This window comes from Bacillus seohaeanensis (assembly GCF_042684945.1).
Classification (GTDB): Bacteria; Bacillota; Bacilli; order Bacillales; family Bacillaceae_B; genus Rossellomorea; species Rossellomorea seohaeanensis.
In genome coordinates, this window is record NZ_JBHUMF010000031.1 from 624,758 (window position 1) to 640,173 (window position 15,416).

The 15,416-nt window shown below is 35.8% G+C and carries 15 protein-coding genes and 1 pseudogene; 2 read left to right on the top strand and 14 right to left on the bottom strand.

Annotated features, from left to right (window positions below; genetic code table 11):
* Positions 1-20 precede the first annotated feature (20 nt).
* The 5 genes and pseudogenes from ACFSUL_RS16410 to ACFSUL_RS16430 form a co-directional block, all read right to left on the bottom strand.
* Positions 21-656, bottom strand: a complete 636-nt coding sequence (locus ACFSUL_RS16410) for a methyl-accepting chemotaxis protein (RefSeq protein WP_377937738.1) — start codon at positions 654-656, stop codon at positions 21-23.
* 123 nt (positions 657-779) lie between these two features.
* A pseudogene (locus tag ACFSUL_RS16415) lies at positions 780-1,310 on the bottom strand (protoglobin domain-containing protein); the annotation flags it as partial.
* Positions 1,311-1,340: 30 nt separating this feature from the next.
* Positions 1,341-1,988, bottom strand: a complete 648-nt coding sequence (locus ACFSUL_RS16420) for a lytic transglycosylase domain-containing protein (RefSeq protein ID WP_377937008.1) — start codon at positions 1,986-1,988, stop codon at positions 1,341-1,343.
* A gap of 300 nt (positions 1,989-2,288) precedes the next feature.
* Positions 2,289-2,411, bottom strand: coding sequence for a YjcZ family sporulation protein (locus ACFSUL_RS16425; RefSeq protein WP_377937009.1), 123 nt, complete (start codon positions 2,409-2,411; stop codon positions 2,289-2,291).
* Between the two features lie 122 nt (positions 2,412-2,533).
* The gene (locus ACFSUL_RS16430) at positions 2,534-4,075 is read right to left on the bottom strand and encodes a glycine betaine uptake BCCT transporter (RefSeq protein WP_377937010.1); all 1,542 of its coding nucleotides are present in this window, start codon (positions 4,073-4,075) and stop codon (positions 2,534-2,536) included.
* 799 nt (positions 4,076-4,874) lie between these two features.
* Here ACFSUL_RS16430 and ACFSUL_RS16435 point away from each other — a divergent pair.
* On the top strand, positions 4,875-5,003 hold the full coding sequence (locus ACFSUL_RS16435) for a hypothetical protein (protein WP_377937011.1): 129 nt from the start codon (positions 4,875-4,877) through the stop codon (positions 5,001-5,003).
* Between the two features lie 80 nt (positions 5,004-5,083).
* Here ACFSUL_RS16435 and ACFSUL_RS16440 read toward each other — a convergent pair whose 3' ends face one another.
* From ACFSUL_RS16440 to ACFSUL_RS16465, 6 genes are all read right to left on the bottom strand, one after another.
* Positions 5,084-5,662, bottom strand: a complete 579-nt coding sequence (locus ACFSUL_RS16440; protein ID WP_377937012.1) for a 3D domain-containing protein — start codon at positions 5,660-5,662, stop codon at positions 5,084-5,086.
* Between the two features lie 1,031 nt (positions 5,663-6,693).
* Complete coding sequence (locus ACFSUL_RS16445) at positions 6,694-7,500, bottom strand: 3D domain-containing protein (RefSeq protein WP_377937013.1); 807 nt, start codon at positions 7,498-7,500, stop codon at positions 6,694-6,696.
* Between the two features lie 257 nt (positions 7,501-7,757).
* Complete coding sequence (map, locus tag ACFSUL_RS16450) at positions 7,758-8,501, bottom strand: type I methionyl aminopeptidase (RefSeq protein ID WP_377937014.1); 744 nt, start codon at positions 8,499-8,501, stop codon at positions 7,758-7,760.
* A 192-nt stretch (positions 8,502-8,693) separates the two neighbouring features.
* A complete protein-coding gene (locus tag ACFSUL_RS16455; protein ID WP_377937015.1) occupies positions 8,694-9,380 on the bottom strand; it encodes an LrgB family protein in 687 nt (228 codons plus the stop codon).
* Positions 9,364-9,747: a CidA/LrgA family protein gene (locus ACFSUL_RS16460; protein WP_377937016.1), complete on the bottom strand. Its 384-nt coding sequence runs from the start codon at positions 9,745-9,747 to the stop codon at positions 9,364-9,366. Before ACFSUL_RS16460 ends, ACFSUL_RS16455 begins: the two co-directional genes overlap by 17 nt.
* Before the next feature lie 283 nt (positions 9,748-10,030).
* Positions 10,031-12,193, bottom strand: coding sequence for a type IA DNA topoisomerase (locus tag ACFSUL_RS16465; protein WP_377937017.1), 2,163 nt, complete (start codon positions 12,191-12,193; stop codon positions 10,031-10,033).
* Positions 12,194-12,758: 565 nt separating this feature from the next.
* On the opposite strand from ACFSUL_RS16465, the gene ACFSUL_RS16470 reads away from it, so the two are divergent.
* Positions 12,759-13,106 carry a DUF4260 domain-containing protein gene (locus ACFSUL_RS16470; RefSeq protein ID WP_377937018.1) on the top strand — a complete coding sequence of 116 codons (348 nt, stop codon included), beginning with the start codon at positions 12,759-12,761 and terminating at the stop codon, positions 13,104-13,106.
* Positions 13,107-13,330: 224 nt separating this feature from the next.
* Here ACFSUL_RS16470 and ACFSUL_RS16475 read toward each other — a convergent pair whose 3' ends face one another.
* From ACFSUL_RS16475 to ACFSUL_RS16485, 3 genes are all read right to left on the bottom strand, one after another.
* Complete coding sequence (locus tag ACFSUL_RS16475) at positions 13,331-13,768, bottom strand: DUF6376 family protein (protein ID WP_377937019.1); 438 nt, start codon at positions 13,766-13,768, stop codon at positions 13,331-13,333.
* A gap of 128 nt (positions 13,769-13,896) precedes the next feature.
* Entirely contained in the window at positions 13,897-14,085 is a 189-nt protein-coding gene (locus tag ACFSUL_RS16480; protein WP_377937020.1) for an H-type small acid-soluble spore protein, read from the bottom strand.
* Positions 14,086-14,187: 102 nt separating this feature from the next.
* Positions 14,188-15,288, bottom strand: a complete 1,101-nt coding sequence (locus tag ACFSUL_RS16485) for a M24 family metallopeptidase (protein ID WP_377937740.1) — start codon at positions 15,286-15,288, stop codon at positions 14,188-14,190.
* Positions 15,289-15,416: the final 128 nt, after the last annotated feature.

Consider the following 15,416-nt stretch of genomic DNA (forward strand, 5'->3'; position numbering starts at 1 on the left):
GGGGAATAGTCTTTTAATTCTTATATTTCGTTTGTTAAATGGCTTAAATCATCTGCGGACACAGCTAGTTGTGACACAGCAGCAGAGATTTCTTTAATAACACCAGAGATTTCATTCATTTCAATTTCTACTTTTTCACTTTGTTGTTTTGAATGTAAGATCGATTGTACAATTCCTTCGAAAACTTCATTTGCTTCATTTGTTGATGTCATACCATTTTCTGCAAGTTTTTCAACGGATTCAATGTAAGTAGAAATTTTATCTACTTGATCCTTTGTTCCTTCGATTAATTGCGAAACATTACTAACAGAATTCTTCGTCTCATCGGATAGCTTTCTTACTTCCTCGGCAACGATGGCGAAACCTTTTCCATGCTCTCCTGCACGCGCAGCTTCAATACTTGCATTCAAGGACAGAAGATTCGTTTGTTCCGCAATTGTTTGAACGATTGTAACAATCTCGTTGATTTGATTAGAAATCTGCTGCAATAGATGAATTTCGGAAAGCATTTCTTTTAAGTCCGCTAATATTTTTCCCATATGTTCTTTTTGAGAAATCATTTTCTGACTGCCTTCACTAGAAAGATTGCTAACAATTTCAATTGTTTTCGTTCCTTTTTGACTTAATTGACTAACTTGAATCATTCTGTTCGTCATTTCCTCAATTGATGCGTCTGATTCCTCTGAAATCGACGCTAAATTACTAGATGCATCTTTTACCTTATGTACTACCTTTTCTTTTAATTGTGCTGCTTCTTCTCTTTCCTTTTCGATTTCTTGTTCATACGCCTCTAAAACGAGTTGTTGTTCTAAGTTTAATATTTTGGTGACTGCCATGACAATCTTCATAAAGTCTTCTGAATCTTTATAATAAGTTTGAAGTATTTGTAAAATAGACATTTGCATTTGTTGGAAAGAAGCGATATACCATTTGGTCGGAAGCCCGATTTTCACATGGACATATGCAATTCGGTTTCTTTTTTCAATAAATTGATCGTTTATTTTTCCATCCATCATTTCGCTGATATGTATAGTTAGTGTCTTTTTTAAACGTTCAATTGAACTATTAGATTTTATTATGTTGATTAGAGTAGGTTCTTGTATAATAGGCTCATAAAACGCATCGACAACTTCCGAAATATGTGTTTGAACATGATGTTGAATGGAATGAAGCACTGCCAAATCTTCTCGAGATAATCCAATCATATCAATTTGACGTTTAATATCCCCGCTAACATTCAACTCAACATACTGTTTAGAATCGACAAAATTAATTCGTTCTACTTTAGACTCTTTCTTCTTTTTAAACATTATATCCCCCTATTATTCTCTCTTTTTATTTTACATTGGTGTTTTACGTTTTTCAGGTTCTTCTTTATACTTATCGGCATAATAGAGCACATCTTTAACATACTTATCACTATGATTATAAGCGAATACTGCCTTTTCCACTTCTCCATCTGCTGCTCCATTATTCGAAAGATAGTTAGCTGCACTGAAAATCGCATCTTCAAGCTGAAATGGGTCCGCAATGCCATCACCATTCCCGTCCACTCCATATCCTCCATATTCTTCAATTACTGAAGGGTCTGTTTTTTCTTTTTCCGGTATCGCACCTTCCCCCAAACCTTCACATGAAGGATGACTCCAGCCAACAAATGTACACGGCATAAACTGCATATGCCCTTCTGCGCCAACGGGAGAAACAAGCGGGTCCATAGTAGAAAATTTTGTTTCTACACGATGATGAGCAGCAAGCAGATTCCATGGCACTCCGTATTTTTCTTCAGCCGCTTTGTAAATGGGAATGTACTGGGATGGAATTTCTTCCATACCTTCTTTGGAAAATTCGTTATAGCCAATGAATCCACCATAAACGATAAAATAAACAAGCAAAATTCCAACTGGAATAAGTAAAATTTTAATAGGTGAGGTATTTCTTTTTTTATAAGCTAATTTTTTTCTGTTTTTGTGCTCCTGATTCTTCATTCATGTCGTCCTTTTTCATTATTTTGATTGGAAATATAGCATTTCGCTTTTTCAATTTTAAAATAGATTAATAGGTTAAAAAGCAAACTACTTAGTATTCTACTCATGTTTTAGTAGAAATTTCAAGAGGAAGTACTGTTTTTACCAATTCAAAAGAACAACAGTAGAAGTTAGTTGATTAGCGTCAACGCCCATTTCTCGAAATAGAAGAGGCTCTTAACAGTCTAAAGCTCTTATTAGAAATAACCTCATATGAAAAAGACCACCCATGAAATCTGGATGGCCTTACAAAATTGTTTATTAATACACAAACGCTGCTCCAACGATAATTAATAAAATAAACAGTACGACGATTAACGCAAAACCTCCGCCGTATCCACCTCCATAACCACAACCATAGCCGTATCCATAACCGTATGGCATGATAGGTCACCTCCAATAATATTTCTACGATAACAATGTATGTAAAGGTAAAAGTAATGGTTAACATTATTTCTATAAATGAAAAAAGCGCCTAGAAATTCTAGACGCTTTGCTTTTGGTGCTTACTTTTCACGTTTTGGTTCTTTTCGAGGCTTTGGTTCTTTTCGAGGCTTCGGTTTTATATAAAGACCGAGTTCTCTTTTTTCTTTATTAAGCGATTTATACAGTGATAACATCATTAACGCCATTATAATCGAGAATGGCAATGCTGCAACGATCAGTGCGTTTTGTAATGCTTGCAACCCACCACTATACAGAAGGATTAACGCAACTGCTGATTGTGCAATACCCCAAGTCAATTTAACAGAGTTTGGAGGTGTTAAAGAGCCATAAGTTGTTTGCATTCCAAGAACGAATGTTGCAGAGTCAGCTGATGTGATAAAGAATGTACTAATCAGTGTAATGGCAATAATGGCTAGAAGACCTGACCATGGGAAGTCGTTAAATACCGCAAATAGTACTTCTTCCGTTGCAAGTTGTGATAAATCGATACCTGATTTTTGGACTTCAATTGCAGAAGTACCAAATACAGCAAACCAGAAGAAACTCACCAATGCAGGAAGTAAAAGCACACCAATTAGGAATTCTCTAATCGTTCTTCCTCGTGATACACGAGCAATAAAGATACCAACGAATGGAGACCAAGAAATCCACCATGCCCAGTAGAATATTGTCCAGCCGTTAATCCATGAACGGTGATCTTCATTTAACGGTGCAATACGAAAACTCATTTGCGCGATATTTTGGATATAACTACCGATTGTATCAGTGAAGATATTCAAAATTAACAATGTTGGTCCAATAAAAAATACAAGAAGTAATATAGCGATTGCTAACACCATATTGGTATTCGATAAATACTTGATTCCCTTGCTTAAACCAGACCAAGCTGAAATCATAAATAATACGGTTACAATCGCAACAATAATGAATTGAACAGTGAAGTTTTTAGGAATACCAAAAAGGTACGTTAAACCTCCATTAATTTGTGCTGCACCAAACCCAAGCGTTGTTGCAACACCGACAACTGTTGCGAAAACAGCAATAACGTCGATAATCGTTCCCCAAATTCCTTCCATCTTTTTCCCGAAAATTGGTTTTAATGTGGCGGAAATTAAACCAGGTTCTCCTTTACGGAATTGGAAGTACGCCAATGCAAGTGCTACTATCGCGTAGATTGCCCATGCATGTATACCCCAGTGGAAGAATGTATACCTCATTGCTTCTTTATTTGCAGCATTTGTTCCACCTTCAGCTAAAGGCGGAGTCATAAAGTGTGACAGCGGTTCTGCTGCCCCCCAGAATACTAAACCTATTCCCATACCTGCACTAAATAACATGGCAAACCAAGTAGTTTTTGAATACTCGGGTTTCTCATCAGGTTTTCCTAACCGGATTGTCCCCATCGGACTGAAAATAAGGAAAACACAAAAAATGACGATAACTGTTACTAAAATTAAATAATACCAACCAAAAGTTGAAGTGATAAACGTTTGGATATTTGCTGTTACATCTTCAAAACTTGTTGGTGCTGCTACACCATACACAACAGCAGCTAATACAATTGCTACTGTAATCCAAAATACATTTGAAATTCTCTTCATAGAATTCTCCCTTCTATATAAATATTTTTTCTTTTTAGAGGTTGTTCAAAAAGTCTGGAAAAAGGAAATATTAAGATTCTACACCAGCGTAACTCTCAACTATTTCAACTAAATAGGAAACGCTCCAAAAAGCACTTCTCTTGTATACGACGCTAATTCGTAAGAAGTTTCTCTTTGCCCTTAGTCTTTGCTTCCTTAAACTTTTCATTCTTTTTATCTGCTTTTTTGAACACTCATTTTAATGCAGCCGGGAACCTGTGCATTCATAGGGAAAGAGGTTTCAGAAATAGTCCTATGTACCTATACCCAAAATATCTTTTCATTAACCAACTTTTTAACCCTACCAGAAAAAATATTATATTTGCAAGCATTAATATTCTATTTTCACTTATTATTTGTGAAGTTAGCGTTTTCATTCCTAAAGTTTGTAAATATTTACGCTTTACATGAAAACATATACTATTTGGAAGTTTTAATAATAGAAAAAGGAATAGAGGTTATTAGCGTATTTTTGAGAGAAAATATCGTGATAATTAAATCATTGTCGTATAGGAAAAAGCGTAATTTTGTAGCTAGGGATTAGAAATTATTTTAGGGAAAGTATCAAAAGTGTTCTGCTCTCAACTGCGCTCCCTAAAAAACTGGGATCCTTTGACCGATTCACTTTCAAAAATTTTAGTACACTATTATTGAAAAAATCGGTAAAAACCAAAAGAGTTTTGAAGATTAGAGTATTTTTTCTCGTATACCGTTTTTATTCCTGCGCATTCTAAGAGTAACCGTTATCAAGGAGGAAAAAATGATGAAAGATAAAAAGCGTTTATCACAACATGAAGCAGCAAAAGAGTTAGCAGAAAATCAAATGAGTGATCGTAAAGAAATGAAAGTATTTGGACAAAAAGCGGATAAAGTAAAGCATAATAGATAATTTTTTAAGAATCGGCAGTGTATAGAAGTAAGTAATCCAAAAAGGACCGACAAGAATTGTCCGTCCTTTTTGCCACTATTTTATTCTTCAAGAATTTTTACTGTAACGTCTTGTACTCCCCACTCAAGAGCCCCTTCTTCTGACGGCATAAAAATATCAATTCTATTCCCGTTAATCGCACTCCCAGTGTCTTCTGCACGGGCATAACCAAATCCTTCGACATACACTTTTGAGCCTAGTGGAATAACACTAGGATCGACAGCTATTACTTTAGCTTCAGGATTTTCACGAAGGTCAACACCTGTTTTTGTAATACCTATGCAACCATCACAATAGGCAGTGTATGCTGTTGCTTTCACATTCACTTTCTTCACGACTTTATCATTTTCCTTTGATTCTTCTTTTGATTCTTCTTTCTCTTGTTGTCCAGGCTTAATTCCTTCTTTTAATAGTTGTTCGCGGGTAGACACCCCGTCAATAGATTCATGATGACGACTCGCTATCTCCCATAGCATGTCACCTTCTTCAATATTATGATAATCGTTCATTTCATTTACGTTTTCAGATACAGAAGTATTATTTTCTTCAGCATTTGCTTTTTCGATCGTTACAGAAGTAAGAATTGCAAAGGAGAAAAAGAAATATAATGCTTTTTTCATGGTAGTCGTCCTCCTTGTAAAAAAATCAACTAGGAGAAATAGTAACATAGGCTTATCTCACTTTGATAACAAATCGTTATTAAAACCATTACAAAACAGTGACACGTTTGTAATGCGGGTTATTTTTCCTATTCTCCCCTTACTAAAATGGAGCAAACCATTGCGATTAGTGGGTTCTGTATTGTCATATGAATTTTCTTTAGTGAAATATTACCAGGGTTAAATCTAGGATAATTTTATTATATCTCGATAATCTTTTTATACTATATGGTTTTACTGGAAAAGTCCCCCTTTTCTCTATGGAAAACTAAAGACTTCCTTTATATTTCTTTCAGAAACAAAAGCAGAAACGGCTTGGTCAGCCCGCGAAGAAAATAGGAACGTCCCTTTAAGTCTGCTTTTTTCCATTAGAGGGAAATCCCTATTTTCACAGCACGAGCTAGACAAGCCGCTTCTGCTTTTCTGGGAGGCTCAACTTCCCTCCAGTGGCCAATAGACAACAAACTTTATCATCTTCCGACGAATACCCCTTCCTCAAGGAATGTGGAGGGCGGTAGCCCAATGAGTAGGGAGGGGATGAATGTCAGTTGACGTTAGCTAAAGTTGTTGAACAACAAAAACATACGTTCTATAATTTTCTTGTGCAGGTTGTTCTTTAAAAACTGAAGATAACTGAAGATATAGGATTGTTGCAGGAAAAACGTCTGCAACGTAAAATCTTCAACGTTCCGTCGTCCCACACTCACCGAAGTAGCGAAAACCAAGCAAAAGTAGGGAGTGTGGAGAATTCAACGTACAAGATAGTGAGTAATAACCGCAGGAGCTGCGGGGGTAGCCTGCTAAAAAACTAGTGGATACACTAGTGTTCGCAGGAATCCCCCACTTCAAGCGTTAGCTAAGTGGGGGTAGTTCAAAAAAACACCTTTAACGATTGAGTTATCTACATGCGAATAGTTAGAAACTTCTAATGAACAACAAAAAAGCACTAGGAGTCAAATAGTACTCCTAGTGCTTTTATTTTCATCCAAAAATTAGTGAAGAACTTTCACATTTACCGATCTTCTTCCCCAATCATTTGCTTGCTCTTTTGATGGAATGAAAACATCAATTTTGTTTCCTTTAATGGCACCGCCTGTGTCAGCAGCAGTTGCATATCCGTACCCCTCTACATGTACTTTTGAGCCTAATGGAATAACATTTGGGTCAACGGAGATAACTTTTTTATCTGGGTTATCTTTTAAATTTATTCCTGTTGCTGTTACACCAGAACATCCCTCACAGCTTGCTGTATACGCTGTTGCTTCGACAGTTAATTCTTTCTCTACTTCTTCTTGTTGCTCTGTATCCTTAACTGTTTTCTCTTCAGAAGTTATTTTTTCTTCTGCTTGAACAGGTGCTGCTTTTGTTTGTACTGGCTCTGATTTCGGTTCTACTTTCGATTTTGTAACCTCAGCTGTTTCGGTTTGTTTTGTTTTTTCATCTAAGTTAATTATAAGTTCTTGACCTGGTTGAATAATGTCAGTATCCAACGCGTTCCATGCTTTTAAACTATCTATCGTTATGCCGTAACGAGAAGAAACCTCCCAAAGCGTATCACCCTTTTTCACTGTATAAAATTCCTTAGACGAGACGGTTAATTCTTGATCTGGATAGATTAGATGAGACGACAGATTATTCCACGTCTTTAATTCGTCAACTGTTGTCCCAAACTCCTGTGAAATTCCCCAAAGGGTATCGCCTTTTTCTACCTCATATTCTTGAGCAGAGGCACTAGCACCTGCACTTACTGCTAACGTTGCAAATGCAACAGCAGAAATAATTGATTTTTTAAATTTCATATGTAAACTCCTCCTTCAGGTTAGCTCTATTATTTTGCTAACAATTCAGATGGTATCATACGAAGTTATCAGGAGCGTGACAAAATAATAATAAAGAGAAGACAAGTTTATTTCAGATGCAAAACCAATTGTAATTGGGAGAGTTTTCTATTTCCTCATAAATTTTTTTAAGGTGTTCACATGGAAATATCTAATTAATAGAAAAAACACTGTAAATAGCAAAGGGACGGACCTTTAAAGGTCCGTCCCTCCTTGCTTTACAGTGTTAAAATGATTGGTTCGTTTTTGGTGATAACGATGGTATGTTCTATTTGGGCTACAAAGCTATTATCTGGTGTAATATAAGTCCAGTCGTCGCCTTTTTCAATAACTTGCTGTGCGCTTGTTGATACGAACGGCTCATAGGCAATTACTGCTCCTTCTTTTAATAAATCGTTATCCCATGGATCAAAATAATTTAGAATGTGGTCTGGTTTTTCGTGAAGTGCACGACCCACACCATGACCAGTTAAATTCATAATAACGGTGAAACCTTGTTTTTTTGCTTCATTATGGACAGCTTTTCCGATTCCATTTTGTTTCGATCCTGCCTTTGCTTTTTTCAAGCCGGCATCAAAAACCTTTTGAACAGCTTCACAAAGTTCATTTAGTTTCGGATCCCCATTCCCTACAACAAAGGAAATACCAGTATCCGCATAGTAACCATTCTTTGATCCAGAGACATCAATATTGACTAAATCTCCTTCTTGTATCACTCGGTCACTAGGAATACCATGTGCGACCTCCTCATTGACGCTAATACAAGTGTATCCTGGGAAATCGTATTCACCTTTTGGTCCCGAAATGGCTCCATGTTCTTCAAAACGTTTTCCGGCAATATCGTCCAATTCTTTCGTTGTAATACCTGGTTTTGTTAACCCTTTTAATTCATCGCGTATACCCGCAACGACTTTACCAATTTCTTTTAATGCTTGTAGTTCTTCATCTGTTTTAACTATCATACTATCTTCCTTCTTCTCTAAAAAATGTGTGTACCTGTTACATAATAAAATAAAAATTCAATCAGTGAGGTTTTACTGCCCATTAATGTGAGATAAAAAATTCATTTCCTTCTATTACTATACAAAACATTTCATCCTTTTCAAAATATCTAGCCTGCACTTAATAGGTAGCATCGCTCAGAACGGTTTGATTCACTTTATCACAAAATAGACTAGTGGGATTAAAAAAGACAAAATAGCCGCAGTCAACGCCATCGCCACACCGCTGATAGCCCCTTCTTCTTCTCCTTCTTTAATTGCTTGAGCGGTACCTATTCCATGGGACATAACCCCAAAGGTAAGTCCCTTTGTTACTGGATGCGTAATATTTAGATACTTTAATATACTGCCTAAAAACATTGCCCCTACTATGCCGGTGACGATAACAACGATAGCAATCAGTTTTATATTGGCATCAATGACCCGACCGATTTCTACTGCGACAGGGGTAGTAATTGTTTTTAATAAGAAGGACTTATTAACGGCCCCAGGAATATGGAAAAGTATAGCTAAATAATAGGAGACGCTAATGGATGCAAAACTTCCAGATACTATTCCAAGTAGTAAGGCAGCGAAATGTTTTTTTATCAGTTTTCTTTGATGATATAAAGGAAAAGCAAGTGCTACCGTAGCAGGGCCGAGAAAATAAGTAAACACTTCGGTTGCTTTCTCATAATCACTATAGGATATGCGAAACAGCAGCAAAAATAGACAAATAAATACGACTGCGAGAAAGATTGGAGTAGTTAATGGTGTTGGTTTTTTCTCATTTATTTTTCTTGCGATGAAGTAAAATAATAATGTAATAGCAATACTGACAAAACTAATGATTGGAGACATGCTTTGCTCTTTTCTCCTTGTGTTTCAATAATTTCTCCGTCGGAAGTGCTGTAAAAATAACTCCAACCATAATACTTACAGCCATAATAAGCACTAACTTCCATCCACTATGTAAAAGCGAACCTATTGCTATTACTCCTACTCCAAGAGGAATAAAGAAAAACGATAAATGTTTCAGTAAAAAACCAACCCCACCAGACAGCCATTTTTCCTTTACTATTCCCGAAAATAATAGACCAAGCAACACAAACATCCCTACAATACTTCCGGGAATCGGTAACTTAAAAAAGTTAGAAAGTACCTTACCGAATTCATATAACAAACAGACCCCTACTATTTGCAAAATGATTGTAATAAAATTCTTCATCTGCCTTCATCTCCCTATAATAATTTTAGCATAGGGAAAGTGACCATGAACCACTTTTTCTACTATTAATTATGGTTCTACAAAATGTCTGCTTTAACCTACTAACGTTATGAATTGCCTCAAATTTTTCCGTAAATTCTCCACTCTTTTAATCGGTCATTGTTCTCCATTTCTATAAAAAATGAATGCAAAAAAGAACACGAAACAAAACCGTGCTCTTTTTTGCTAAGTCAGCAAGATATACTTGAGTAACTCCCACTCATCCGTTCGCAACTAATAAAACTTATTTTCTTTTATCAGCAAACTCCATTTTCCAACTGAAGTACTCATTATCTGGATTTTTTATATACTGCAGGTTAGCATCAAATTTATTTCCTTTTTTGCTTGTTAACCCTTTAACTTTTACTGTTCCGTTCTTCAATAAGTTTTTCACCATTGTTTTCGTAACTCTTTTTTTCATTGCAGCGAGGTATTTATCATTTTTCCAAACGACAAATTTACAACCATTTTTCCAGTTACTGCATCCAAAGCCTTTTTTTCCTTCAATGATGGAGTGGCCACACATTGGACATTTTCCTAGTACTTCACGAGATGGTTTAGTAGAAGATACTTGATGTAAAATGATTTCCTTGTCTTGCTTAATTTTTTCAACAGACTTAGTGGTGAAATCGAATACCATAGAGAGAAATGCCTCTTTTTTCACTTTGCGTTTCTCAATATCAGCCAACGTTTTCTCTAAACGTCCTGTGAATTCTAAATCCAACAGCTCCTCAACGGGGAAGGTTTCAACAAGTTTTTTTCCTAATTCTGTACAAAGCAGACTTTTGCTTTGATTCGTAATATACCCAACATCTTTTAACTTTTTAATCGTCTCCGCCCTTGTTGCTGCAGTTCCAATGCTGAATCCTTTTAAAATACTACCGAGCATCTCTTCGCTGTCCTCTTGCTTATAGCTTTTCCCGCATGTTTCCATCACTCGTAATAATGTCTTTTCTGTATGCTGTTTTGGTGGCTTCGTTACATGGGACGATACCTCTACCGAATCCGTTGTTACCGAATCATGTTGCTCTACTAATGGAAGCAACGTATCTTTGGACTGGATTTTCTCAACCTTTTTCCAACCTTCTACAAGTTGAACTTTTCCTTTCGTTTGAAAATGTCCAGGAATCGTATTATCATCTATTTTTGTCGTAATTTTTGTTTCCTCGTACTGTGCAACGGGCATAAACTGCATAACAAAACGGTTTTTAATAGCTTGATAGACGATTTCTTCCTCTTTTGTCAAACGTTTTGGGATCATATAAGTCGGTGTTATCGCGCTATGGCTTTCTACTTTGTTATTGTTAAACACTCTTTTCGACTTAACAAATTTGATTTCATCTTTATACGGTAAACCTTCTGAATGTGTCGTTAACACTTTTGCTGTTTTTCCGACAAGGCTCTCCTCTAATGCGATACTAGCTGTTCGCGGATATGTTATATACTTTTTCTCATACAACGATTGTGCCACCTTTAGAACCTTATCGGATGTCCAACCATTGTATTTATTTGTAATGTGCCCTTGTAGATTGGATAGATTAAATAAGAAAGGGGGAAATTCCTTTTTTCTTTCTACTTGTTTATCACTAACCGTTCCATTGGAGTTTTTTATTGCTTCTTTCATCTCTTCAAGCTTCTTTTTATCCTTGAATTTTTCCTTTTCATCTTCGGAATAAGTACCTTCATACAGCTGATTATCTTTTGTTTTAAATGTAGCCGTCAGTTTAAAATAATCTTCCGGGACAAAGTTTTTTATTTCTTCATCACGGTCATAAATAATTTTTAATGTAGGCAACAGAACTCTACCGATATTCAATGCTTTTCCGCTACCTTTTTGGTATTTTAATGTTGCTACTGATGTCAAATTAATTCCGATTACCCAATCTGCCCACTGTCTACTTACCCCAGCATCACGTAATGGTATCATTTCGTCATTTGATTTCATGTTTTGAAGCCCATTTAGCACTTCATCCGCTGTCCATTCATTTATTAATAATCGATACACTTTTTTTGTCGGTTTCATTTTGTAAATAATACTGTCGCCGATTAATTGCCCTTCTCTGTCAAAGTCACAGGCAGAGATAATGCATTCAACATCTTGTCTTTTCATTAAAAAATAAATGGTATTTAATTGTTTTTTTGCACCTGGATCTGGTTTTTCTCTATTTCTTGGACTTCCTTTCACTTTATATTTAAAAGAGGGCGGAATGAAGGGGAAGTTATCCATGTGCCAGCGGGTCATTTTACTGTCATAATCCTTCGCATCAAAAAGTTGCAATAAATGACCAAAAGCCCACGTAATAATATAACCATTTCCTTCAAAATAGCCGTCTTTCTTGCCCCTGATTTTTAACGCATCGGCAATATTCTTTGCTACAGACGGTTTTTCCGCAATAATTAATTTCATTAGTTTTAATCACCTTTTTTGAATTTTTTTAACTTATTTGCTTTTTCGGAGATAAAAAAAGATTGGGAGGTTGAGTCACAATATAAAGAAGACTTGCAGGTGAATTTCTTTTAATAGTGTACCAAAAACAAAAATTTTTGACTAGAAATTCCTTACTACATGCACCTGAAAGTAAAAAACGAACTAGAATAACCTTAATGGGGGCGGTTGACGGAGAGAAAACATTAAATAACAAAGTAATTGGAGTATGAATTAGCAAATAATTTCGTACTCCACATTTTATTGGTATAACAACAATTCATTTGTTTTAACAAGCAAAATAACATTTAAATTAACTTTATTACAATAAATATTGTAACCATTCCAATATCACTGTTAATAAGGTTGTTAAATATACCGCTGATTTTGATATACCGATTTATCAACTGAATGTTTAGATCTTTGCGTTAAAACGAAAGTGAGACACTATAGATATTCGACGAACGGTGCAGGTTAGTGTAACAGGAGATTTTAATGGAACGAAGAATACAATATATTGATTAAATAATATTTTGGGGGGATCTAATTGAATAAAATTCTTTTGCATATAGAAGGTCTTGCGGTCTTTGTGTTAAGCCTTTATTTTTACGGATACAGTCAATTTAGTTGGCTATTATTTTTTGTCTTATTGTTAGTACCAGATATTTCAATGCTTGGTTATACAATTAATAATAAGGTTGGTGCAAGGCTTTATAATTTTTTTCATACCTATACAATAGTGATCATTGTTATTTTCTGGGGGCTATTATTAGAGAATCAAGCAGCTTTAGCAGTCGGTTTGATATGGTCAGCCCATATTGGAATGGATAGAATGATTGGATATGGATTAAAATACCCAACGGAATTTAAAGACAATCATATAAATCGTGTTTAGTCTGAAATTCAAAATTAATAAACAAGATATTCGGGAGCTTTAGTTAAACAATCAGACAAATCTAAAAAACAACAAAAAGACTAGGAAAATCTAATATCCTAGTCCTTTTGTTTTTGCTAAATTTATTGTTAATTCTCTTACTAAATATTATGCTAATTGGAGTGTTTTTAACAATTTTCTCTCCCTGAACCGAACCCGTTAGAATAACCTCGTTCATTCTTATTTTAATTACCTAAACTTTCCAAGTTGCTTTTAATTTCTCTTATTTCATCAATCGTTGTTAACAACTCACTATTTTCCAAGAAAGAAGGATCAATAGTCCCATTTTCTATTTGATTAAGAGCAAGATTAATTCCTTCTAATGCTTGCTCATTATACCCTAGCACTTTGTTATGAAGATCTTCTGCAACACCCGGTGGCTCTAGTTCATTTACTTCTTCAATTTCTGTTTTCATGGAAAGCAGTCTATCTTCTAAAGCTTGCACGTTCTCCGGATTCTGCGTGGCTTCATCCACTAACTGTGGGATGTCATTCGCGAACTTGTCTGCTTCGTTAATATAGTCTGTCATCTCGTTCACGTATTGCAAAGTGGAATTCGCTTTATCAAGTAAACCACATCCACTAAGAAAAACGATAGCCAGTAAAATAATTAGTTTCTTCATCCTTTTTCCTCCTCAGAGTCTAAAATTACGATTCGAGTTATCCTACTTACTATACGACTCAACATTATATAAAGTTTCAAAAACGAAGTAAAAATCCGGCAGAGCCATAATCGGTCTGCCGGATTTTCTTAATGTCTATAGTCTTCGCGCAAATCATTTACATTTACAGCTTGTTCCTGCTCGGGGTTATCGAGTGGATAAATTCTGACTGTATCATTGTCTTCGGCGACATGTTGTATATAAACAGGAGTTCCATTATATGATACATTCGCCATTTCAGCCGAAAGGGAAATTTCTTGTGCCCTTTGTTTATTCATGCTCTTTGTCCTCCTTGGAAGAATTATTTTCATTTTATCTTTCCTAAAAGACAGATGGATATTCATCCTTTATAGAGCATGATAACAACCAAGCCTGCGAAATTATTCAATAATTTGAAGCTCTTTTGGATAGTTCGTTAATGTTTCATATCCGTCTTTTGTAATCAGTACATCATCTTCAATGCGCACTCCACCAATTTCCGGTACATAAATTCCTGGTTCAATGGTGTAAGTCATCCCTTCTTGCAAAATTCCATCATTTAAATGGCTCATGGAAGGAAATTCATGAACATTTATTCCTAGTCCATGGCCAATACGGTGTGGGAAGTGATCACCGTAGCCCGCATCAGTAATAATATCGCGAGCGATTTGGTCAAGATCACCTATTCGATTCCCTGGTTTACTTGCTTCAAGTGAAGCCATTTCTGCTTTTAATACGGTATTGTATATTTCTTTTTGTTGATCTGTAAGCGATTTGTAACCGACAGTACGTGTTATATCGGAAGTATAGCCTTCTAACACAACGCCAAGATCAAATAGAACAAAGTCTCCTGCTTTCAATTTACGATCGCCTGGATTTCCATGGGGATCGCCAGCTTTTTCGCCGAATAGGACCATTGTAGAAAAGGACATTTCTCTTATTCCTTTTTTCTTTAATTCATATTCTATTTTCGCAAGCACTTCCATTTCCGTAATTCCTTCTTGCAATGCTTCTACTCCTACTTGGACACCAAAATCAGCCATTTCCGCTGCGCGACGCATAATTTCCATTTCTTTTTCATCTTTTACCACGCGCATTTCATTTAATACATCTTCTGCGTTTACTACCTTCGCACCTTCCAAAATAGTAAGTAGGGATTCGCCACGACCATATGATAATACCTCTTTTTCAAGTGCAACTGTGCTTGCTTTTTCTATTTCTCTTGACCTAATAGCTTTTTCGATAAATACCCAAGGATCTTCATGATCAGCATAGCCAATCACTTCATATTCCCAACCTGCTGCCTTCACTTGACGAGCTTCCATTCCTGGGACCACCACAAATGGCTCTCGGTCTTGAAATACAACTAATCCCATAAGACGTTCGTGGGGATCTGTATAAAAATTTGTTAAGTAAAAAACATTTTCCGTTGAATTAATAAATGCAACATCTACTTTTTCTTCTTTTAACCAATTTTGCAGTCTTTCTAAGCGCTGTTTCATCACTTGAATCTTCTCCTTCATCTGTTATTAAAAATATATGTAGGATGATTATTGAATCCTCTATCATGCTAACACATTCCTTTCCACCTTGGAAATATGTGCACTTGTATACTTACGTTTACCAACGT